Genomic DNA, 22569 nt, shown 5'->3' with positions numbered 1-22569 from the left:
TCAGTATCCTTAACTGCCCTGTGCCTGTTTTTTAATCAGGCTGTAAAAGAATCCGTCCCCGCTGCCGGGAAAAATCTGTCGTCCAAACCCGGTGTCATGACCCCAGTGACCTTCAATGGTTTGCAGGCAGGCGTCCGGGTGGCTGCTCAGAAATGCTTCAACCTGTTTGCTGTTTTCTGCCGGCATGACTGAACAGGTGGCGTATAACAGAGTGCCGCCCGGTTTCAGCAATGTCCACATGGTATTGAGAATGCGTTGTTGTAACCGGGCCAGTGCATCAATGTCTTCTGGTTGACGCAGTAGCTTGATGTCAGGGTGACGACGTATAACACCTGTTGCTGAACAGGGAGCATCCAGCAGAATATGGTCGTACAGTTGATTGTCCCACCACTGCTCAGGCTGTGTACCATCGCCATGCATCAGGCGGGCGGATAAGCCGATACGATCAAGGTTTTCCTGAACCCTTGCCAGTCGCTTGTTATCCACATCCAGTGCATCAAGCTTTATACCGTCGTTTAACTCAAGCAGGTGGCAGGTTTTACCTCCCGGAGCACAGCAGGCGTCGAGAACCTTTTCGCCAGATTTTGTATCAATCAAGACACCAGCCAGTTGCGCAGATTCATCCTGAACGCTAACCCAGCCCTCAGCAAAGCCTGGCAGCTCATCCACAGGCACTGGCTTCGCCAGAGTGATGGCCTGGGGAGCAGTAGTGGACGGTGAAGCCTGAATGCAATGATCCAGCAACTTTTTCAGATAGCGATCACGGGACAGGTGTTTCTGATTGACCCGCAGAGTCATGGGGGGCTGGCTGTTGTTCGCCTTGAGAATACCCTGCCAGTGTTCTGGCCAGCCTTTTTTCAACTTACCGATTAACCATGCCGGATGGGCGTTGGCGCAGATTTCATCGAAATGATCGCTGTCCTGATCGTCCAGATCGTTCAACTCGTCACTATTACGCTGGGCATTACGCAGAACACCATTAACCAGCCCTCTCGCCCAGGCTTTGCCCATGCTGCGCGTCACCTGAACGGTTTCTCCGATGGCGGCGTGTGCCGGAATGCGGGTGTAGAACAGTTGGTACAATCCCACCAGAATCAGGCTGTGTATCACCTGCTCTTTCTTTTTGAGCGGTTTATCAACCAGCTTGTTCAGCCAGGCACTGAGGCGGAAGTAGTAACGCAGTGTGCCGTAACAGAGTTCGGCCAATAGAGCCTGATCTTTTTTTGGCAAGGTTTCCTGCAGATCAGGCAGAACCTGACTCAGGGATTCACCGGATACGACCCTGGTAACGGCAGTGGCTGCGGCCAGCCTTACAGAAGATTTTCTGGCCATTAGCTGAACCGTTTTCCGGCTGTGAACAACTCTTTTTTGCTATTCAGCAGGTCGCTGACAGACATAGCTTTGCTACCGGGAAGTTGTACTTTGGTAACGCGCAGGATACCGCTTTGACAAGCGATATCCAGCCCTTTCTTTTGGGCTCTGAGCAGGGTGCCAGGCTCTTTTTCTGACTCGTTAGTGACAGCGTCATCTACGAGGCTGGCTTCCCAGATCCGAATCGCCAAACCCTCAAATTCGGCGGTTGCAACAGGCCAGGGGTTGAATGCCCGCACCAGATTGTGCAGTTCTGAAACCGGGCGGCTCCAGTCAATCCGGGCTTCTTCCTTACTCATCTTGTGGGCATAGCACGCCTCAGCATCATCTTGCTTTTCAGCGATCAGAGCGTCTTCGGCAATCCCGTCAAGCGCTGCGACCAATGCTGGCTGACCCACTTCAATAAGGCGGTCGTGCAGGTCTGAAGAGGTATCCGATTCATTGATTGGGCAGTGAGCCTTGATCAGCATGTCACCCGTATCCAGTCCGGCATCCATTTGCATAATCGTGACGCCGGATTCTTTATCACCGGCTGCAATCGCCCGCTGAACAGGGGCTGCACCGCGCCAGCGAGGCAGAATAGAGCCATGCACATTGATGCAGCCGTGTTTTGGGGTATCCAGAACGGCCTGAGGCAGTATCAGTCCGTAAGCGACAACGATCATCAGATCGGCGTTCAGGTCTGCCAGTTCCTGCTGTGCGGCTTCATCACGCAGTGTCTTTGGCTGGTAAACCGGAATGTTGTGCTGTTGTGCCAGCGCTTTCACCGGGCCTGGCTTCAGTTTGCGTCCCCGCCCGGCCGGGCGGTCTGGCTGTGTGTAGACAGCAATGACTTCATGATGTGTATCGAGTACAGCTTGCAGATGCGCACTGGCAAACTCCGGCGTACCGGCAAAGACGATTTTCAGGCTTTTCATTTCGATATTCGGGACTTATGAATGGCTCCGCAGCAGCGGAGATATAAGAGATGACGATGAATGATAAGGAAACTGCTACAGAGAGTAAAATCCTGGTTGTGGCAGAGTATGAGGTACACTAGTACAGCTGTGTTTGTTAGAGGTCTGAGAGAGCGTCTTCAAACAGTTCGATTAATGCTGTGCTTCCATTATTATTTTGCCACAGCTGTTTTCTGAACTTTTGCCATTCTACGAACGTTTTTTTCTGTTTGAGCAGTTTGGTTTTCTCTGTAGAAGAAAATGTATCGAAGTAATCTGAGAGTGTCATCAGCTGCTCATCCTCAGACATATCTGATAGCTCAATAGGAAGAACCGATATATGAGGAACTCTTTCGTAGTAAGGTAATTTTCCTATGGAAACGATGTCATAAAAGCTGTGATCTCCTGTACACCCGGCAACCGGCTGACTGGATGCAATGGCAATCAAGTCCAGTAGTGGCTTGCTTATTGGAAAAGGGTTGATCAGCCATAAAGTACGTCCTTTCTGAGTTGGGTGTATATATTCTGTGGAGCTATTATCATTGCCTGACCAAAATACAATCCGTTGAATAGAGTTGTCTTCCATAATTCTATTCAGTAAGGTTTTTATTAATTCTTTGAGTTCTGGATTTGCAAAGTATTTTTCAAGTCTTTGAAAGCTTGTTACATACTTAATGTCCTTTGTCGGATCAGCAATGGGCAATGTAGTTGATATAAAGTCTAATTTTGACAGGTCATCGTGCATATAACTGAAAAAATAAGAGCCATCGTTTTGCAGCCATTTTATTTGGTCTTCGGTACTGTCTTTCCCTGATAAGATTTTTAAAAATTCATGATTTGATTTGAAGGCATTTTCCGGAACGGTTTCGTATAGTTTTGGAATACTGATTTCTGAGAAATTTTCAACCATTCTCTTTTGGCTTTCAGAGAGCAATAAGCCTATTTTTTGTTCCCCTGATGTCTGTCCATTATATGAGAAATAAGAGTTTAATGAGTGGTTGTCTTCACAAAAAGAATTGACATTATTTGAGTGTTTTGACTTTACCCCGAAAGAATAATTGTTTTCTCCCAGTAAATTCATCCTGAGATCGCTATCGCTTTCTGTATGGGTTTCATTTTCCAGATCATCATTTTCCAGATCATCATTGTCGCTTTCATCTTCAAAAACATCAGCAGTAAACCACCAATACTTTTTGAGGAGTGACAGGTCGCTATTCTCCAGATGCCAGCTATCGTTCAAGCCCGATATGGCTTCTGAAGCTATCGACATACCGGGGTTTCCATCACAGTAAAACATTTCAGTAATGTTGAGCTTTACAGAGAGGTCCAAACCATTCAGGTATTTCACAGGAAATAAATTTTCTGGATTTGAACCAACATGAGCCAGAACGGTATTGGTGGCGTTCTTTCCTTCTAAAAATCGAGATAATAAGCTTTCTTCGTCCGGATTTATCGAGGGCCTGGCTTCTCCTGAGTCTGTATTTGTAATCCAGATGACAGAATTTTCTTCAAACTCTTTAGAATATATTTTTAATACAGCTTCTTTCTTATGAGGTTCTCCATAGAGAATTAAGCCGACATTTGCATCCGTTATTTTTGTATTCAGCAGATGGTATATTTTGACGCCGTATGCGTAGTCACCTAGCCCTTCTGAGGCACTTGCTGCCATAAGAATTATATTTTCTTTGTTTTTGCTTATAGGGTTATCCTCTGCAACCAGAGGTAAAACAAAAAGGTAAAGTATTATGGTTGGTAATATTTTTTTTATCATTGATGCATCCACAGTTTTTCTGTAGATACTATCGGCATGACTCAAGTCTATTAAATCATGCCGGGCTAACAGTCAGACGATTGTCAGGCAATAGTCAGGCGACAGTCAGGCGCTTATGCTTGACCATCTTCTTGCGAATACGATCCTGCTTCAGTTTGGACAGGTAATCCACAAACAGCTTGCCATTCAGGTGATCGATTTCGTGCTGAACGCACACGGCTGCCAGACCGTCGAAATCCATAGAATACTCATTACCATCACGATCCAGAGCCGTCAGGCGCACGGAGGCAGGACGATCCAGCAACTCAAACACACCCGGTACCGATAAACAGCCTTCGGAGATATCAGTCAATTCTTCTGTCAGGGATTCAAATGTTGGGTTAATCAGTACCAGAGGCTCGCTATTGTCTTTAGAGAAGTCCATCACCACGATGCGCTGGTGGATATTCACCTGAGTGGCAGCCAGACCAACGCCTTTGGCGTTGTACATGGTTTCCAGCATGTCATCAACGATCTTGCGAACATCATCGTTCACTTCACTGATTGGTTTGGCGATGGTGCGCAGTCTTTCGTCAGGGTATTCCAGAATATCGAGCAGTGCCATGAGAGTCTCTGATAGAAAAAATTGATTAGAAAATAATTTTAAATATCTTTTTGGTATATAGGTAGTTTTAAGTACATTAATACTCATCAGCCTGTATCCCCCGCATAAGAAATCATCAGGTAGACCTCTGGTAACAGCAAAAGCGTATGCATATTCAGAAAGAGGTACTCTGGTCGAAACTGTAGATAACATTCATTGCTCAATTTGAGCGCTAATTGATGCACTTCGGGCAATGATAAAAATAAAAAATCAAGGGTCGCTCTGACATGAGAAGCTTCGTTCTTGGGGTTTTGCTAGCGTGTATTGCCACATCGGGTTTTGCCTTTGAAAGTCCGATCAAATCCGATTCCCCAAGAGAATATATCGTTACCAGAGGCGATACCCTGTGGGATATATCCAACCGATTCCTGAAAAGCCCCTGGCTGTGGCCGGAAATCTGGCATGCGAATGCCCAGATTCATAACCCGCATCTTATTTTCCCCGGAGATGTCATCAGTCTTGTGTATGTCGATGGTCGCCCACGACTGACGATTGTACGGCGAGGTGAAAGCGGCCGGACGATAAAACTCAGCCCGAAAGTTCGCACTCTCCCGGCAGAATCTGCAATTCCTGCTATTCCCCTTCAGGCAATAGACGCCTTCCTGAACAGCAGCCGGATATTTAATAATATGCAGGAAATGGAGGCGGCTCCCTATGTATTTGCGACCAAACAGCAGAGAATTATCGCCGGTACAGGAGACCGGATTTATGCCAGAGGACAGGTGAAGGCTCTGTATGGACGAACCCTTGGGGTTTACCGTTCGGGCAAAATGATTTCCGACCCTGCCAGTGGTGAGCTGCTGGGCGTAGTGGCGATAGATATTGCCAACGCGGCAATGGTTAAAGCCTCCAGCGATGTTGCCACGCTCAGGCTGATTAACAGTAACAGGGAGGTTCGTGCCGGTGACCGGGTGCTGCCCGCCGATACCTTCTCGCAAACGACTACCTTTTTTCCCCGCGCTCCGGATGCTCCTGTGGAAGGAGCCGTTGTGTCCGTGCTTGATGCTGTTGACAGAGTCGGTCGACTCAATACGGTTATCATCAATAAGGGCCTGCGGGAAGGTTTAAAACAGGGCGACCTTCTGACTGTCCATAAAAGTTTGCAGGTTAAAGACCCGGTTTCCGGACAGAGTGTTCAGCTGCCACCTGAGAGGGTGGGAATGATAATGGTTTATCGCCCGTTCGAAAAATTGAGCTATGGTATTGTACTGTCAGCAAACGAAGATATCAGTATTGGGGATAACATAAAGAGTCCGGAATGACCCTTGAACTGACCAGGCAGAATGCCGAACATGAGGCATCGCAACAGCAGGAATGGCAGCAACTGAGTCAATGGTTGCTGCTTTCATTTATTCCCGGACTGGGTGCTGTTCGTTATCGGTCACTGCTCAAAGAATTTGGTCATCCGGAAGCCATCCTTTCAGCCTCCTATCAGCAACTCAAAGCTGGTTTACCCGATAAGCTTGCACAGCATATTGCCGGAAATCCGGAAACTCCTGATATCAGTGAGCGGCTTAACTATACGCGCAACTGGCTGGAATCCAGTGAAGCCCACCATATTCTCAGTGTTAACTGTCCGGATTATCCCGCCCGATTAAAAGAGATCCCGGATGCGCCACCACTGCTGTATGTGATTGGTAACCCAAAACTGCTGTCAGAACCGCAGCTGGCAATCGTCGGTAGTCGTCGCCCTACCCCACCGGGGTGCAGGCTGGCTTATGATCTTGCCCTTGAACTGGGTAAAAGTGGTCTGGTTATTACCAGCGGTCTGGCGCTGGGTATTGACGCAGCAGCTCATCAGGGTGTTTTAAGCAGTTACGGCAGTACGGTGGCTGTTCTGGGGACAGGCGTTGACCAGGTTTATCCCCGAAACCACCGTAATCTTTATTCCCTGATTGCCCAGCAGGGAGCCATTGTCAGTGAGTTCCCCCTGGGAACATCTCCCAGCCCCGGACACTTTCCCAGACGTAACCGCATCATCAGTGGGCTGTCTCTTGGTGTTCTGGTGGTTGAAGCCGAGCAGAAAAGTGGTTCATTGATTTCTGCCCGTCTGGCTGCGGAACAGGGGCGAGATGTATTTGCGGTTCCCGGCTCAGTGCTAAACCCTCTCTCTAAAGGCTGTCACCAGTTATTGCGGGAAGGCGCGGTTCTGGTAGAAAACCATGAAGATATACTGGTTGAACTTCAGCCCCTGCTTGAGCCAATGCTGGAGGAAGCAGAAGCTGAACCAGAAATAGTCAGCGATGTGATTAACAGTCAGCATCTGCATGTTCTGGACTGCATGGGTTTTGATGTGGCCAGTATGGACTTGCTCAGTCAGGTATCAGGACTGCCCTGCGAAGAACTGTCGGTGGTTCTGACAGAGCTGGAAATGGAGGGGCTGGTAAAGTTGGTGCCGGGGGGCTTCCTGAGGATTCGATAATAACTCGCGCAAGACAGAAGTCACTTCAGGTGTTCGGTAAGGTATTCAATCAACATTTTAATTTTAGGCGACAATTGCCTGTTATATGGATAGACAGCCCAGATGCCTTCTTCTTTTGGTCTGTAATCATCCAGTATGGAAATCAAGGTGCCATCATCCAGATGTTGTTGTACATAAAAATCGGGTAGCTGCACTATGCCCAGCGATTTTAAAGCCGCATCAACCAGTGCATAGCCACTGTTATAACGAAGCCGTCCTGATACCCGGAAGTCTTTTGTGGCACCCTCCACGAAAAAATGCCAGTGATCCACCGTTCCCAGTAAACAGTTGTGTGAATTTAAGTCTGCCGGGGATTGTGGCGTACCGTGTTTTTTCAGGTACCCGGGGGAGGCGCAAACATAGTTGGCCCTGGTCGCCAGTTTTTTTGCCATAAAGCTGGAGTCTGTTAATTCTCCGAGTCGTATGGCTATATCGTAACCTTCTTCAATAATATCCAACTGGCTGTTGGCCAGATAAACGGATGCTTCAATATCCGGATAGAGACAGACAAAGTCATTGACCAGAGGTAAAACCTTTTGCTCTCCATAGGTGACAGGAGCCGTTAGCTTTATTTTTCCCCTGGGTTTGCTTTGCAAATTGGTTGCAGCAATCTCAGCTTCTTCTAACTGATTCACAATTGCCCGGCAGTGTTGATAATAAATAGCCCCTTCCTCTGTTAACGACACCTTTCTGGTTGTCCTGTAAAACAGCTTTATATTCAGCCTGTTTTCCAGGTAATTGATCTGACGGCTAATCTGGGCAGTGGACACCCCAAGCTTCCTGGCAGCCCGGGTAAAGCTTGAGGCTTCCGCTACATGAACAAATTCATTGATTCCCTGCCATTTCATGCCGGTCTCCGGTGACTCATGATATTGAATATAGGTGTCCAGATATGGAAAAAGCCGCAAACAGCGGCTTTTTCTTTGTTTGCCCAGCGAAGCGGGCAAACCCGTCAGGCTGAAAGAAGCCTGAGCCGCCCCGACTGAGGGGAAGGCAATCTGAATGGCAAGGGCGTAACTGGCCAACGGTTGGGTCTGAAGGAAGCCATAGGAAGTCAGAGGTACACAGCGCAAGCGAACCTGATTCGGCAGGTTGGGAGCGGCAAGCGTGCGAAATAGCGCAAAGCCCGATACTCAGTCAGTCCCAACTCTGTGCTTGAGGGTGGCATTTCTGACAGGGAACCGTTTAGTAACTGGGGAAGCCTGGCATCAATCTCTGAATCTCAGGGGCTGTTATCGCAAGAGGAAACTCAAGGGTAACAGTGGTGTGAGGTGGCAGATGATCCTGTAGTAGTGATGAAATTCCGGCCTGTGAAGGCGGGTAACCGTTCGGAGGGCAAAACCGGAATGACTACAGCCAGAGTGACTGTAGGGCATGTGTCGTCAAAAGCGGCAGATGTTGCGAAGGGGTGAAGCATTCTTAAAGAACAGTCAGACCGCAGGAATGACACTGTGAGCGCACAAGCTGCCTGACGAGGCAGGACATCTTCGGCTGGTGAGGTTGGGAACAATCCTGCTAAAAGAAAGAGCCGCGCTCGGGAGTAAAGGACAGGTAGCAGGTAGATTGCCTTGAGCCAGAACGCCTGTGAATGTCCATGAAGAATCCGGCCACAGTAGAAGGATGGCGCAATCTGTCTGTCGTGAGACAGTAACTGATGAGAGTATATTATAGCCTGTATGGGCGCTTGCTGACGATGGAAGCGCTTTACAACGGATTCAAAAAGGTATGGAAAGCGAAAGGTGCGGCCGGAATAGATGGGCAGAGCCTGAGCGACTACGCCTCGAATCTGCGTGGGAATCTTGAACAGTTACTGCTTGAATTGCGGGAAAAGCGCTACAAACCGCTACCGGTAAAGCGTGTAGAAATCGACAAAGAAGACGGTGGAAAGCGTCTGCTGGGAATCCCCGCAGTAAAAGACCGAATCGTCCAACAAGCACTTCTAAATATCCTGACCCCGATCTTTGATCCGGACTTCCACCCGTCCAGCTATGGGTATAGACCGAATCGAAGCTGCCATCAAGCCATTACCAAGGCGACCCTGTTCATACGGAAGTACGACAGACGCTGGGTGGTGGACATGGACTTGTCCAAATGCTTTGACCGACTCGACCACGAGTTAATTCTCAAGGCGTTCAGGCACAAAGTGGCAGATGGAAGCATCCTGAACCTGATCAGAATGTTCCTGAAAAGCGGGGTGATGGTTGGCTATCAACTGGAAGCCACGGAAACAGGCAGTCCACAGGGCGGAGTGATCAGTCCCTTAATCTCAAACGTCTATCTTGATGCGTTTGATCAGGAAATGATGCGACGCAAGCACAGGATTGTCCGCTATGCGGACGATATCCTGATTCTGTGTGGCTCCAAAGCAGCGGCAGAAAACGCTCTGAAAGTGGCGACCAAAGTACTGGAGCAAGACCTGAAACTGACGGTCAACCAGAATAAAACACACATAGCCCATAGCGGCGAGGGTGTGAAATTTCTGGGAGTTGAAATCCTGAGCAGCTATACGCGCATACAGGAAAAGAAGCTCAACGCACTGAAAGCAAAGGTAAAGCGAATCACGAAAAGGAATCGGGGAACGAACCTTGAAGGAGTAATCCGAGAACTGAACCCTGTGATACGAGGATTTGCTAATTACTTCAGGATAGCGAACTGTAGTCGTGAATTAAAACGGCTGACAGGATGGATGAGGCGCAGGCTGAGATGTTTACAACTGAAACAGTGGAAGAAACCAGCGAAGCTGCATCGTCGGCTGAAGCAACTGGGTTACAAGCCACCATTTAAGTACATCAAAATGCGTTCATGGAGAAATGCGTGCAGTCCCCTGTCGCATTTAGCCATGCCGAACAACTGGTTCAATGAGATAAAGTTGTTCAATTTGGAAGGCGTTAAAACGGGCGTTCTTGCCCCTTATTGTTAAGGGATAGAGAGTGCAGGAGCCGTGTACGAGGTCCGTACGCACGGTTCTGTGGGAAGGACGGGGCAATAGCCCCGCCTTACCTAATGTTTGCCCAGCGAAGCGGGCAAACCCGTCAGGCTGAAAGAAGCCTGAGCCGCCCCGACTGAGGGGAAGGCAATCTGAATGGCAAGGGCGTAACTGGCCAACGGTTGGGTCTGAAGGAAGCCATAGGAAGTCAGAGGTACACAGCGCAAGCGAACCTGATTCGGCAGGTTGGGAGCGGCAAGCGTGCGAAATAGCGCAAAGCCCGATACTCAGTCAGTCCCAACTCTGTGCTTGAGGGTGGCATTTCTGACAGGGAACCGTTTAGTAACTGGGGAAGCCTGGCATCAATCTCTGAATCTCAGGGGCTGTTATCGCAAGAGGAAACTCAAGGGTAACAGTGGTGTGAGGTGGCAGATGATCCTGTAGTAGTGATGAAATTCCGGCCTGTGAAGGCGGGTAACCGTTCGGAGGGCAAAACCGGAATGACTACAGCCAGAGTGACTGTAGGGCATGTGTCGTCAAAAGCGGCAGATGTTGCGAAGGGGTGAAGCATTCTTAAAGAACAGTCAGACCGCAGGAATGACACTGTGAGCGCACAAGCTGCCTGACGAGGCAGGACATCTTCGGCTGGTGAGGTTGGGAACAATCCTGCTAAAAGAAAGAGCCGCGCTCGGGAGTAAAGGACAGGTAGCAGGTAGATTGCCTTGAGCCAGAACGCCTGTGAATGTCCATGAAGAATCCGGCCACAGTAGAAGGATGGCGCAATCTGTCTGTCGTGAGACAGTAACTGATGAGAGTATATTATAGCCTGTATGGGCGCTTGCTGACGATGGAAGCGCTTTACAACGGATTCAAAAAGGTATGGAAAGCGAAAGGTGCGGCCGGAATAGATGGGCAGAGCCTGAGCGACTACGCCTCGAATCTGCGTGGGAATCTTGAACAGTTACTGCTTGAATTGCGGGAAAAGCGCTACAAACCGCTACCGGTAAAGCGTGTAGAAATCGACAAAGAAGACGGTGGAAAGCGTCTGCTGGGAATCCCCGCAGTAAAAGACCGAATCGTCCAACAAGCACTTCTAAATATCCTGACCCCGATCTTTGATCCGGACTTCCACCCGTCCAGCTATGGGTATAGACCGAATCGAAGCTGCCATCAAGCCATTACCAAGGCGACCCTGTTCATACGGAAGTACGACAGACGCTGGGTGGTGGACATGGACTTGTCCAAATGCTTTGACCGACTCGACCACGAGTTAATTCTCAAGGCGTTCAGGCACAAAGTGGCAGATGGAAGCATCCTGAACCTGATCAGAATGTTCCTGAAAAGCGGGGTGATGGTTGGCTATCAACTGGAAGCCACGGAAACAGGCAGTCCACAGGGCGGAGTGATCAGTCCCTTAATCTCAAACGTCTATCTTGATGCGTTTGATCAGGAAATGATGCGACGCAAGCACAGGATTGTCCGCTATGCGGACGATATCCTGATTCTGTGTGGCTCCAAAGCAGCGGCAGAAAACGCTCTGAAAGTGGCGACCAAAGTACTGGAGCAAGACCTGAAACTGACGGTCAACCAGAATAAAACACACATAGCCCATAGCGGCGAGGGTGTGAAATTTCTGGGAGTTGAAATCCTGAGCAGCTATACGCGCATACAGGAAAAGAAGCTCAACGCACTGAAAGCAAAGGTAAAGCGAATCACGAAAAGGAATCGGGGAACGAACCTTGAAGGAGTAATCCGAGAACTGAACCCTGTGATACGAGGATTTGCTAATTACTTCAGGATAGCGAACTGTAGTCGTGAATTAAAACGGCTGACAGGATGGATGAGGCGCAGGCTGAGATGTTTACAACTGAAACAGTGGAAGAAACCAGCGAAGCTGCATCGTCGGCTGAAGCAACTGGGTTACAAGCCACCATTTAAGTACATCAAAATGCGTTCATGGAGAAATGCGTGCAGTCCCCTGTCGCATTTAGCCATGCCGAACAACTGGTTCAATGAGATAAAGTTGTTCAATTTGGAAGGCGTTAAAACGGGCGTTCTTGCCCCTTATTGTTAAGGGATAGAGAGTGCAGGAGCCGTGTACGAGGTCCGTACGCACGGTTCTGTGGGAAGGACGGGGCAATAGCCCCGCCTTACCTAATGGGAGAGAAAGGTTACATCACTTTTTTGAAGATTTCGATAATCTCCTGAGTGGATGCTTCTCTTGGGTTGGTCAGAGAGCAAGCGTCGTTTAAGGCATTAACAGCCATAAATTCCAGCTTTTCTTCTTTAACACCCAGCTCAGCGAGCTTCTGTGCGGTACCTACTTTCCGGGACAGTGCTTCAATGGCGAGGATACCCGCCTCAGCAGCCTCGATATCACCTAAGCCGGTAGTGTCCACTCCCATCGCTCTGGCAATATCAGCAAAGCGGGATGTTTTCTCTTTTGCATTGAAGCGCGATACTTCGGGCAGCAGAATGGCGTTGCACAGTCCGTGAGGCAGGTCATAAACACCACCCAGCTGGTGAGCCATGGAGTGTACATAGCCAAGGGAAGCATTTGAGAAAGCCATACCAGCCAGGTACTCAGCGTATTGCATCGCATCACGGGCTTCGCTGTTCAGACCATTTTCAACAGCCGCTTCCAGATTTTGGGCAATCAGTTCAATCGCCTTGATCGCAGAGGCATCAGTAACCGGGGTAGCGATGGTAGAAACATAAGCTTCAACCGCATGAGTCAGGGCGTCCATACCGGTTGCAGCTGTCAGGAACTTAGGCATGCCGACCATGAGTTCTGAATCATTTACTGCGATTGTCGGCAGGATGTTTTTGTCTACAACAGGGTATTTAGTCTCACCTTTGGTATCAGTGATAATGGCAAAGACCGTCATTTCTGAAGCGGTGCCTGCTGTTGTGTTCACAGTCACCAGAGGCAGCTGTGGTTTTTTCGATAAATGAACGCCTTTGGAGTAATCACGAATGTGACCACCATTGGCTGCAACCAGGGCAATACCTTTTGCGCAGTCGTGAGAAGAACCACCACCAAATGAAACAACGAAGTCGCAACCTTCAGCTTTCAGCAGGGCCAGGCCATCTTCAATATTTTGCTCTGTAGGGTTTGGTTTTACACCATCAAAGGTGCTGTAGGTGATACCGAACTTTTCCAGTTCGTTAGTCAGATGATCGACCAGTTTCAGCTCAACCAGATCTTTGTCGGTTACGATCAGGGCATTTTTAAAGCCTCTGGACTGTAATTCAGCACCAAGATCCTTGATTGCGCCTTTACCCATAAGGGTCATAGCTGGCATGTAGAAGACATTGCTCATCTTTAATATGTCCTTTTTAATACGTTTTAAACACTGATTAAGAAACTGGTGCCTATGATACTTCCTTGTTTTTGATTAACAATAATCTAAATTGTTAAAAAACTGTTACCTTTTAAGTAACAATCAGACATTAAGGTCATTCGCAAGGCAGGACGTGTCACTCTCAACATGGTTAAAAAGACCTGTTAAAATACGACACTTGCTGATCAATCCAAATGGAAGTGTTATGACGAAGCCATTCGTTGCTATTCTAATGGGGTCCGATTCGGACCTGCCTAAGGTGCAGGCCGCAATCGACGTTCTGAAAAAACTGGATATTCCAGTTGAAGTAAAAGTGCATTCCGCACACCGAACTCCGGAAGCGACTCACCAGTTTGTCACCGATGCAGACAAACGTGGTTGTGCTGCGTTTATCGCCTGTGCAGGTATGGCGGCTCATCTGGCAGGTGTCGTTGCTTCTCTGACCATCAAGCCGGTTATTGGTGTACCGATTGATGCGGGCCCACTGGACGGTCTGGACGCTCTGCTGTCTACCGTACAAATGCCTGGCGGCATCCCAGTGGCAACCGTTGCTATTGGTAAGGCGGGTGCTAAAAACGCAGGTTATCTGGCGGCACAGATCATTGCCCTGGGTGACAAAGAGTTGGCTGGACGCCTGAAGATGGAGCGTCAGGCCAACGCTGAAGAGGTGCTGGCAAAAGATGCCGCCCTGCAACAACAGTTGAACGGTTAATATGACTGCTACCCCTGATGTAACACCTGAGGCGACTCTGAAACAATCTTTGGAAAAAACTCCGGATAAGAGAGCCTCTACCGCCCGGGCAGCGATGGTTGTGCATCAGGGAGGCGTCATTGCCTATCCTACTGAAGCCGTATGGGGGCTGGGTTGTGATCCGTGGAACAGGGATGCGGTGTATCGTATTCTGGATATCAAAGCCCGCCCCGTAGAGAAAGGCATGATTCTGGTAGCGGCGTCTGAATCTCAGATTGCGCCGTTACTGGAGCCGCTGACGGCAACAGAGCGGCAAACCCTTTCTAACCGCTGGCCAGGTCCGTTCACATGGCTGATTCCTGATATTAACCACTGGGTTCCGGACTGGGTAAAAGGCCAGTTTGATACTGTTGCGGTGCGTATCAGTGACCATCCGGTTGTACAGGCTTTATGTGAAGCGACCGGACACCCTCTGATTTCTACTTCTGCAAACCGGGCAGGAGAACCTCCTTTATTAACCGAACAGGCACTAAACCAGTACTTTGGTACAGAGATCGACCTGATCGTGCCCGGAGAAACCGGTTCGCAAAATACACCCTCTGAAATTCGTGACTTACGAACCGGGCAGATCATCCGGTCCGGCTAAGTTGCCGATATACGCCGTCTGCGTGTATGGGATGAAACATGACAACGACAACAGAACAAGTCAAAAACTATTTACTGTCACTGCAGGACGCTATCTGTACCGCCATTGAAAAGCAGGAAGGTGGCAAGACTTTTCGTGAAGAAAGCTGGGAATACCATGGTGGTGGTGGGGGACGTGCACGAGTACTTGAAGGTGGTCGGGTATTTGAAAAAGCAGGTGTCAACTTTTCATGGGTTACCGGCGAACGGTTGCCTGCTTCAGCGACGGCTAAACGTCCGGAGCTGGAAGGCCGAAGCTTTCAGGCCATGGGGGTGTCGCTGGTTATTCATCCGGACAACCCTTTTATCCCTACGTCCCATGCCAACGTTCGGCTGATAGTGGCAGAAAAAGAAGGTGAAGAACCGGTCTGGTGGTTTGGTGGTGGCTACGACCTGACGCCTTATTACGGTTTTGAAGAAGACTGCAGACACTGGCACACCACGGCAAAGGCAGCCTGCGAACCTTTTGGTAAAGACGTTTACCCGCGCTACAAAAAATGGTGCGATGACTACTTTTTCCTGAAGCACCGCAACGAGCCAAGAGGGATTGGCGGGCTGTTTTATGATGATCTGAACGAATGGCCTTTTGAGCGCTGTTTCGAGTTTATGCAGGCGGTTGGCAACAGCTATATTGACGCCTATATTCCCATTGTTGAAAAGCGCAGGCAAACCCCTTTCACTGAGCAGCATAAACAGTTTCAGCAGTATCGGCGTGGACGGTATGTTGAATTTAACCTGGTCTATGATCGTGGCACTTTGTTCGGTTTGCAGTCAGGAGGGCGTACAGAGTCTATCCTGATGTCGTTACCACCGGTCGTACACTGGAATTACAACTGGCAGCCACAACCGGGAAGTGAAGAAGCACGCCTGTACGATTATTTTCTAAAGCCCAGAGACTGGGCAGACGAGCCTGAGGAGAGTCGTTAATGGCTGGCCCTGTTGACCTGTATGCTGTGATGGGAAACCCCGTTGCTCACAGTAAATCACCATGGATACATACCTTGTTTGCCAGCCAGACGGGTCAGCGGCTGCGTTATAACGCCCGACTGGTACCTGTGGACGGTTTTGATGAAGCCCTTAACCACTTCTTTAAAGAAGAACGTGGCGGACACGGTTTAAGCATCACGGTTCCTTTCAAGGAGCAGGCGTGGGAGCACGCACAACACCGCACGCCCAGGGCTGAAAAAGCCGGGGCTGTGAATACCTTGTGGATAAGCAACGACGGTGTGCTTAATGGCGACAATACCGACGGTCTGGGGCTGGTGCGTGATTTAACCGTTAATCATCAGGTTGATCTGAAAAACGCCCGACTTCTTATTCTGGGCGCTGGCGGTGCAGTGCGTGGTGTGCTGGAACCTATTCTGGAACAGAAGCCCGCAGAACTGGTGATAGCAAACCGTACCGTCAGCAAAGCAGAAGCGCTGGCAGAACTGTTTCCCGGCCAGCCTGTTTCAGCAGGTGGCTTTGCTGACCTGTCAGAGCCTTTTGATCTGATTATTAACGGCACTTCGGCCAGCTTACAGGGCGACCTCCCTCCCCTGCCCGCTGAAATTGTTAATGAACAGACCGTCTGCTACGACATGATGTACGCCAGAGAAATAACCGTATTCAACCAATGGGGTCTGGCGCAGAGTGCCAGACAGGCGATTGACGGTCTGGGTATGCTGGTGGAACAGGCGGCAGAACAGTTTCAGATCTGGCGTGGCGTACGTCCGGATACGGCTGCTGTACTGCAACAACTCCGGGAAGACATGGCTGTTTCAAAAGAGACTGTTTGATGAAACTGACTAACCTGCAAAAAGGCGACCTGCTGTTTCAGCTGCGTTCAGGCGGAGAGCTGGAATACGCCATCAGTCGTGTTTTTGCCGGTTACAATGGTATGTTGCTGAACCATGTGGCGGTCTATTGTGGTGAAGAAAAGGTGGTTGAGGCGACTATGCCACAGGTACGCTGCATCAGCCCGGAACAGTTTCTACAACACTCTGTTCTGGATACTTCCGGACGACACTGCGTTGTTCATGCCAGACTGTTACCTGAGTATCAACACCTGAACGAAAAAGCGGTTGAGTTTATCCTTGAGCAGCTGGATAAACCTTATGACTGCCACTACATGAGCAAAGAAAAAGCCAGCAGGGAAAAAAGCTGGTATTGCAGTGAACTGATTCTGGAAGCCTGGCGATTTGCCAACCATGGTCGTTTTGTTTTTCCACAAATCCCTATGGGGTTCAGGGATATGGAAACCAACGAACTGCTTCCCTACTGGGTACAGCATTACAATAAAGCCCGAAAGCCAATCCCTGAAGGTGAATCCGGATCTCATCCGGCTTTACTCTCCTGTTCGGAAAAAATAGACATTATAAGCGTGATGGGCCAACTGCCCTCCAGGGTAAATTCCTTGATTAATCAGGAGCCTCCGCTGCAAATCGTCTGATAACTGCCCGATACCGGGCAGTTATCAGCAAGCTTTACCCGCGAAAGCTTTGCAAATACAACAAATCAAGTGCAACCGTGGCTCCCGCTAGCGCTGTAATATCGCTGTGGTCATAAGCCGGGCAGACTTCCACCACGTCCATTCCAACAATGTCCAGTCCTTTCAGGCCACGCAGGAGCCTCAAAGCCCTGTCTGTACTCAAGCCGCCACAGGCAGGCGTGCCGGTTCCCGGTGCGTAAGCCGGATCAAGGCTGTCAATATCAAAGGTGAGATAGATTTTACGATCACCAACTATATGACGGATCTTCTCTATGATTTCATCGACAGGGGCGTCATTAACATAGTCAGCCTCCAGTACATTAAATGGTGTGTTCTTGTTGTATGTCGTACGAATGCCTATCTGCACAGAAGCCGATGGATCGATCAGACCTTCCACCTGAGCGTGGTAAAACATAGTGCCGTGATCAAACTTGCCGCCATGGTCGTAATCATCGGTGTGGGCGTCAAAATGAATCAGTGCCGTTTTACCGTAATGCTTTGCATGAGCCCGCATCAGCGGCAGTGAGACATAATGGTCACCACCGAAGCAGAGCAAAGTCTTGCCAGCCGCAATCAGGCTGTCAGCATGTTCAAACAAGCGGTCACACATCTGCTGTGCATCGCCAAAATCAAACACCAGGTCGCCACAGTCTTCGATGGACAGACGTTTGGTAATATCAAAGTTCCACGGCCAGCGCATGCCTTCCCACGCCAGATTCTTGGATGCCTTGCGGATGGCCTCAGGCCCCAGACGACTGCCGCTGCGGCCTGTGGTGGCCAGATCAAACGGAACACCGGTGACAATCACATCGGCACTGCTGTTCTGTGGATTGAAGTTTAAAGGCTGGCGCAGATAGCCAAAGGCATTGGCATACAGGGAGTGGTCATCCCTTTGTCCTAAGGTACTCATAATTTCTCTGCCTCCACCCGGGCATGTCCGGAGTGCTGATAATGTCTGAAACTCATATCATATCCACAGCTCAGAGGCAGGTCGCAACTGGACACGCACTGATAGTCCTGACCTTCAGGAAGTGTCTGGTCAGCATTAAAGCCAATCAGGTCCCAGCAGCCGGGGTTCAGTGCTTCCAGCAGAACGCTAATAACATGGTTGCTTTCCAGATCCATGTTGGTTTCAAAGCTAACGTAGGAACTGTCCTCCTGCGGTGTGATATGAAAGGTCGCATAACGATCCCCCTTAATTGCATTCAGGGAATAACCAAAGGGTTCAAACAGCCAGTCACTGATTGCAAAGCCAGGCAGAATTTCATCCAGTCTTAACTGGTTGCGAATCCCTTCAACGGTCTGGCCTTCAGTGCGCAGGTAATCGGCATTTTTACCTTTGATGTGGTACATCAGCAGCTCACTGGTGCTATCGTCAGATTCCGGCTGGTAAGGCTTGTCCAGATGGAAAACGTAGTTGTGGTGGCTGTCCAGGTGACCAAGACGGAACGCACACCCTTCAAGGCGTTGACTCAGGCGTTCAATATCTTCCTCAAAGGCGCTTTTCTGCAAGTGTGACTGGTACTCGTTTTTACGTTGGAAACTGGCAAAATGGATGTGTTCCAGCGGGAAGTGATCCAGAAAGTGCAGGGTCGCATCCACCAGAGTGGTGGTACCGCAGGTCAGCATCAGGAAGCGGTTATGCCAGACAAACAGGCTGGATTCAGACAGCAGGTAAGCGTCGCAGTGTTCGTTGCTGATGGTATCCAGGATGTCTGCCTGGGCTTTGGTGACGACACCTGCCCAGAAATCCTTACCCATCGCACGCAGTGAGCCTGCTTCGGGTGCTGTTACCATTTCAACTTTCTTTTCCGAGCCTTCAAAAAACATCACAGCTCATTCCCTCCGACGTATTCGAGGTAGGTATAACCCCGAAGTCCTGATTCCAGTTCGGCCAGTGTGGCCTGTTGTTCTTTAATTGGCAGGCTTTCCCTGACCAGCTGCCGGAAAGTACGCAAAAAGCTTTCCGGTTGCAGGTTGACGTAGCGCAGCACGTCTTCCACCGTGTCACCGGGCTGATATTCAGTGACTTCAACCAGTCCCAGTTCTGTTATACGCACCGAAGCCGTATCCGCGTCACCAAACAGATTGTGCATATCGCCCAGAATTTCCTGATAGGCACCTACCATGAAAATACCAATCAGGTAAGGCTTGTCAGGATGCCAGGTGGGTACCGGCAACGTGGTTTCAATGCCCTGACCATCGACGTACTGGTTGATCACGCCGTCGGAGTCGCAGGTAACGTCAAGCATCACGGCACGTTTTTCCGGTGGTCTGTCGAGCCCGGACAGCGGCAGAACCGGAAATACCTGATCAATGCCCCAGGCATCGGGCAGAGACTGGAACAGGGAGAAGTTGACATAGAATTTGTCAGCCAACTTTTCACTCAGCTCATCAATCAATGGTCGGTGCGCCCGGTTGCGGGTAGACAGGTGTTTTTTCAGGGTATGACAGATACGCAGGTTAACGTTTTCTGCCCAGGCCCGGTGTTCAAGCCCCAGCAGACCGAGTTCAAACTGCGTATGTACCTCGGCAAGGTCAGCCTGACTGTCGTGATAGATTTCCACCAGGGCGCGCTGGCTCAACCCCCGGGCCAGGTCCTGCCAGGAACTCCACATATTGTGCAGCAGGCGGGGAGCGTCTTCGGCAGGCGCTTTGAGCAGTTCCGGTTCGTAGCTTTCTACTCCGACGACATCGGTAATCAGTACAGCATGATGGGCGGTCAGGTTACGACCAGACTCGGAAATAATGCCCGGAGCTGGCAGCCCGTACTGTTTACACAGGTCGCCAATGGTATAGACGATATTATTCGCATATTCCTGGAGGCTGTAGTTCATGGAACAGTGGCTCTGGCTGCGGGTACCTTCATAGTCCACCGCAAGACCACCGCCAACATCCAGAAACTTCACCGGTGCGCCCATGCGAAACAGCTCCGCATAAATACGGCCACATTCGCTGACACCCTTGCGAACGTCACGAATGTTGGCAATCTGCGACCCCAGATGGAAATGCAGCAGTTGCAGGCAGTCCAGATGGTCTTCCTGTTTCAACCGCTCTATAACATGCAGCACCTGGCTGGCAGACAGCCCGAACTTGGATTTCTCGCCACCGCTGGCCTGCCACTTGCCTTTACCCTGGGAGGCAAGACGAACCCGTAAGCCCAGCCTTGGTTTTACACCCAGTTTGGCGGCTTCAGCGAGTACCATATCCAGCTCGGTGAGTTTTTCCAGAACGATGTAAACCTGATGCCCCAGCTTTTCACCAATCAGAGCCAGCCGAACGTATTCCCGGTCTTTGTAACCGTTACAGACAATGACCGAGCTGGCACGTTTCGCCAGGGCCAGCACCGCCAGCAGCTCCGGTTTGCTTCCGGACTCCAGCCCCAGCTGACGGTTCTGGCGGGCAGACTGGCTTTCCAGAATTTCTTCCACCACGGCGCGCTGCTGGTTGACCTTGATCGGGTATACCGCCAGATACTGGTTGTCGTAACCGTACTCGTGAATGGCACGGTTAAAGGTATTACACAGAGAATCGACCCGGTCGTGGATAATTTCCGGGAAACGCACCAGCACCGGCAGGGACACGCCCTGTCGGGTCAGCTGATGGGCAATAGTGTCCAGGTTAACCGGAGGCTTGCCCTTCATATTCACTGTTACATTGCCATTGTCGTTCAGGTCAAAATAGTCCTGACTCCAGTAGCGAATGTTGTAAGTGGAACGTGCTTCTTCCACGTTCCAGCTTTCAGCGATGCCGCTTTCTGTTTTCTGGTCAGACAGGGGTTCTCCCAGCACTGCCTGTGCCGGGAAAGGTCTGCTGTCACTAAAGTCTTCAGTGTTATCCATTTAGCTTTTTACTCTGGAAAAACTCACTTTTTTTGTCACGAGGCTTCTTTTCTTGCGCCTTCTGCTTTCTCAATGGCTTCTTCAACGTAGCGTGGCAGTGCAAAGGCACCGTGGTGCAGAGCCGGTGTGTAGTAACGGGTGTTAATGCCACTGGCTGTAAAACGTCGGGTCAGTTCTTCAACGTCGACGTTGCGTGCTTCGATATCGTCCGTTCCCCACGCCAGGGTCATCACACCACAGGCATAAGTCGGAATGGCGGCAGCGTAGAAATGACAGTCTTTAACGTAGCTGCCCAGGCGCATAGTAGTGGTTTCCACTTCTTCCAGCTGCATCAGCGGTACACCGTTTTGAGCAACGAAGATGCCTTTTTCAGTCAGCAGACGCTTGCAGCCGTTGTAGAAATCGGATGAGAACAGCACTTCACCCGGACCAATCGGGTCAGTACAGTCAGAGATAATCACATCGAAGCTGTTATCCGCTGCTTTTTCCGGGTTGTTGACAAACTTGACGCCGTCGTCGATCACCAGATTGACACGAGGATCTTCATAGGAACCGGCAGAGTGGTTTGGTAACCATTGTTTGCACATATCCACAACCGCCTGGTCGATTTCAACCATGGTGACATGCTCAACACTTTTGTGTTTCAGCACTTCACGCAAAATACCGCCGTCACCACCACCGATAATCAGTACACGCTTTGCATTGCCATGAGCCAGAACGGGGACATGGGTCAGCATTTCGTGGTAGATATATTCGTCTTTTTCGGTGGTCTGGATCACGCCGTCCAGCGCCATAACACGACCAAAGACTTCGTTCTCAAAAATAATCAGGTGCTGGTGTTCGGTTTTGTCTTCAAACAGTACCTTCTCAACGGTAAAGCTCTGCCCGTAACCGGAGTACAGGGTTTCCAGATAAGTATTGTCTTTGTGCATCATTGAATCCTTTAACAGCTCTTTAAAGCGATTAATGCAGAAATGCAGCCACTTCATCCGGTGGATGGGGCAAGTTCTCTGCCCAAGCGCAGTAGATCGCGCAGTGGATCGCGTAGTGGATAGGGTAATAGACCGTCAATACGGAGAACGGTTCTTGCCTGTTTTGTTCAGGTCAGGCAATCAGGGGTAGGTGAACAACCAGGAGTGAAAAGAGGAAAGGTCACTCTGGGGTGAACTCTGGGGTGAACTCTGGGGTAAAGAAGTCTTATGAATTCGATTGATGAAGTTGATCACTGAGTCTGAATGCAGAGAAGCATTTCGGGCTGGCCGGGAAGGGATTGCCGGTAAGCAGGTTGGTTTGTACATCAGAGTCACTCCACAATTAATTCCGCACGTTTGTTTTCCCGGTAGCGCTTTCATTGAAGAAAGCCGGGTCGATTCAACGCACGGTTCAGACTTTGAGAACCATAAGTTCCTCAGGTTGCTTAGTTTCAGGTTG

The 22569-nt window shown here is 49.9% G+C and carries 20 protein-coding genes; 9 read left to right on the top strand and 11 right to left on the bottom strand.

The window, feature by feature from the left end; translation table 11 throughout:
* Window positions 1-9 precede the first annotated feature (9 nt).
* The 4 genes from rsmB to def all read right to left on the bottom strand — a co-directional run bounded on the left by rsmB (window position 10) and on the right by def (window position 4681).
* Window positions 10-1332: a 16S rRNA (cytosine(967)-C(5))-methyltransferase RsmB gene (rsmB, locus tag NX722_RS22555; protein ID WP_262565120.1), complete on the bottom strand. Its 1323-nt coding sequence runs from the start codon at window positions 1330-1332 to the stop codon at window positions 10-12.
* Complete coding sequence (fmt, locus tag NX722_RS22550) at window positions 1332-2288, bottom strand: methionyl-tRNA formyltransferase (protein WP_262565119.1); 957 nt, start codon at window positions 2286-2288, stop codon at window positions 1332-1334. The genes rsmB and fmt overlap by 1 nt, the downstream gene beginning before the upstream one ends.
* A gap of 136 nt (window positions 2289-2424) precedes the next feature.
* Entirely contained in the window at window positions 2425-4077 is a 1653-nt protein-coding gene (locus NX722_RS22545) for a hypothetical protein (protein ID WP_262565118.1), read from the bottom strand.
* A 94-nt stretch (window positions 4078-4171) separates the two neighbouring features.
* The gene (gene def, locus NX722_RS22540; RefSeq protein WP_262565117.1) at window positions 4172-4681 is read right to left on the bottom strand and encodes a peptide deformylase; all 510 of its coding nucleotides are present in this window, start codon (window positions 4679-4681) and stop codon (window positions 4172-4174) included.
* Between the two features lie 266 nt (window positions 4682-4947).
* On the opposite strand from def, the gene NX722_RS22535 reads away from it, so the two are divergent.
* Together NX722_RS22535 and dprA are read left to right on the top strand one after the other, a co-directional pair.
* On the top strand, window positions 4948-5982 hold the full coding sequence (locus tag NX722_RS22535; protein WP_262565116.1) for a LysM peptidoglycan-binding domain-containing protein: 1035 nt from the start codon (window positions 4948-4950) through the stop codon (window positions 5980-5982).
* On the top strand, window positions 5979-7142 hold the full coding sequence (gene dprA / locus NX722_RS22530) for a DNA-processing protein DprA (protein ID WP_262565115.1): 1164 nt from the start codon (window positions 5979-5981) through the stop codon (window positions 7140-7142). The genes NX722_RS22535 and dprA overlap by 4 nt, the downstream gene beginning before the upstream one ends.
* 20 nt (window positions 7143-7162) lie before the next feature.
* Here dprA and NX722_RS22525 read toward each other — a convergent pair whose 3' ends face one another.
* Window positions 7163-8254, bottom strand: coding sequence for a LysR substrate-binding domain-containing protein (locus tag NX722_RS22525; protein WP_262565114.1), 1092 nt, complete (start codon window positions 8252-8254; stop codon window positions 7163-7165).
* Window positions 8255-8835: 581 nt separating this feature from the next.
* Here NX722_RS22525 and ltrA (NX722_RS22520) point away from each other — a divergent pair.
* The gene (gene ltrA, locus NX722_RS22520; protein WP_262563619.1) at window positions 8836-10101 is read left to right on the top strand and encodes a group II intron reverse transcriptase/maturase; all 1266 of its coding nucleotides are present in this window, start codon (window positions 8836-8838) and stop codon (window positions 10099-10101) included.
* Between the two features lie 80 nt (window positions 10102-10181).
* Here the strand turns inward: ltrA (NX722_RS22520) and NX722_RS22515 are convergent, their stop codons facing one another.
* On the bottom strand, window positions 10182-10334 hold the full coding sequence (locus NX722_RS22515; protein WP_262564358.1) for a hypothetical protein: 153 nt from the start codon (window positions 10332-10334) through the stop codon (window positions 10182-10184).
* Window positions 10335-10915: 581 nt separating this feature from the next.
* On the opposite strand from NX722_RS22515, the gene ltrA (NX722_RS22510) reads away from it, so the two are divergent.
* Entirely contained in the window at window positions 10916-12181 is a 1266-nt protein-coding gene (ltrA, locus tag NX722_RS22510; RefSeq protein WP_262563619.1) for a group II intron reverse transcriptase/maturase, read from the top strand.
* A gap of 97 nt (window positions 12182-12278) precedes the next feature.
* On the opposite strand, the gene NX722_RS22505 is transcribed toward ltrA (NX722_RS22510), so the two are convergent.
* On the bottom strand, window positions 12279-13430 hold the full coding sequence (locus tag NX722_RS22505; RefSeq protein WP_262565113.1) for an iron-containing alcohol dehydrogenase: 1152 nt from the start codon (window positions 13428-13430) through the stop codon (window positions 12279-12281).
* Window positions 13431-13656: 226 nt separating this feature from the next.
* Between NX722_RS22505 and purE the strand changes: the two genes are divergently transcribed.
* The 5 genes from purE to NX722_RS22480 are packed head-to-tail and all read left to right on the top strand — an operon-like array spanning window position 13657 to window position 17257.
* The gene (gene purE, locus NX722_RS22500; protein WP_262565112.1) at window positions 13657-14163 is read left to right on the top strand and encodes a 5-(carboxyamino)imidazole ribonucleotide mutase; all 507 of its coding nucleotides are present in this window, start codon (window positions 13657-13659) and stop codon (window positions 14161-14163) included.
* A 1-nt stretch (window position 14164) separates the two neighbouring features.
* Window positions 14165-14788 (top strand): L-threonylcarbamoyladenylate synthase, encoded by a 624-nt coding sequence (locus tag NX722_RS22495; protein ID WP_262565111.1) that lies wholly within the window; start codon window positions 14165-14167, stop codon window positions 14786-14788.
* A gap of 38 nt (window positions 14789-14826) precedes the next feature.
* Window positions 14827-15753, top strand: a complete 927-nt coding sequence (hemF, locus tag NX722_RS22490; RefSeq protein ID WP_262565110.1) for an oxygen-dependent coproporphyrinogen oxidase — start codon at window positions 14827-14829, stop codon at window positions 15751-15753.
* Window positions 15753-16604: a shikimate dehydrogenase gene (aroE, locus tag NX722_RS22485; protein ID WP_262565109.1), complete on the top strand. Its 852-nt coding sequence runs from the start codon at window positions 15753-15755 to the stop codon at window positions 16602-16604. The genes hemF and aroE overlap by 1 nt, the downstream gene beginning before the upstream one ends.
* Window positions 16604-17257, top strand: coding sequence for a YiiX/YebB-like N1pC/P60 family cysteine hydrolase (locus tag NX722_RS22480; protein WP_262565108.1), 654 nt, complete (start codon window positions 16604-16606; stop codon window positions 17255-17257). The genes aroE and NX722_RS22480 overlap by 1 nt, the downstream gene beginning before the upstream one ends.
* Window positions 17258-17291: 34 nt before the next feature.
* On the opposite strand, the gene speB is transcribed toward NX722_RS22480, so the two are convergent.
* The 4 genes from speB to speE are packed head-to-tail and all read right to left on the bottom strand — an operon-like array spanning window position 17292 to window position 22073.
* A complete protein-coding gene (gene speB, locus NX722_RS22475; RefSeq protein ID WP_262565107.1) occupies window positions 17292-18206 on the bottom strand; it encodes an agmatinase in 915 nt (304 codons plus the stop codon).
* Window positions 18203-19126, bottom strand: coding sequence for an S-adenosylmethionine decarboxylase proenzyme (locus NX722_RS22470; protein ID WP_262568712.1), 924 nt, complete (start codon window positions 19124-19126; stop codon window positions 18203-18205). Before NX722_RS22470 ends, speB begins: the two co-directional genes overlap by 4 nt.
* Window positions 19126-21138 carry a biosynthetic arginine decarboxylase gene (gene speA, locus NX722_RS22465; RefSeq protein WP_262565106.1) on the bottom strand — a complete coding sequence of 671 codons (2013 nt, stop codon included), beginning with the start codon at window positions 21136-21138 and terminating at the stop codon, window positions 19126-19128. Before speA ends, NX722_RS22470 begins: the two co-directional genes overlap by 1 nt.
* Window positions 21139-21173: 35 nt before the next feature.
* A complete protein-coding gene (gene speE / locus NX722_RS22460) occupies window positions 21174-22073 on the bottom strand; it encodes a polyamine aminopropyltransferase (protein ID WP_262565105.1) in 900 nt (299 codons plus the stop codon).
* Between the last annotated feature and the right edge of the window lie 496 nt (window positions 22074-22569).

It is taken from the genome of Endozoicomonas gorgoniicola (genome assembly GCF_025562715.2).
Classification (GTDB): Bacteria; Pseudomonadota; Gammaproteobacteria; order Pseudomonadales; family Endozoicomonadaceae; genus Endozoicomonas_A; species Endozoicomonas_A gorgoniicola.
This window is presented reverse-complemented; position numbering and strand designations above follow the sequence as displayed.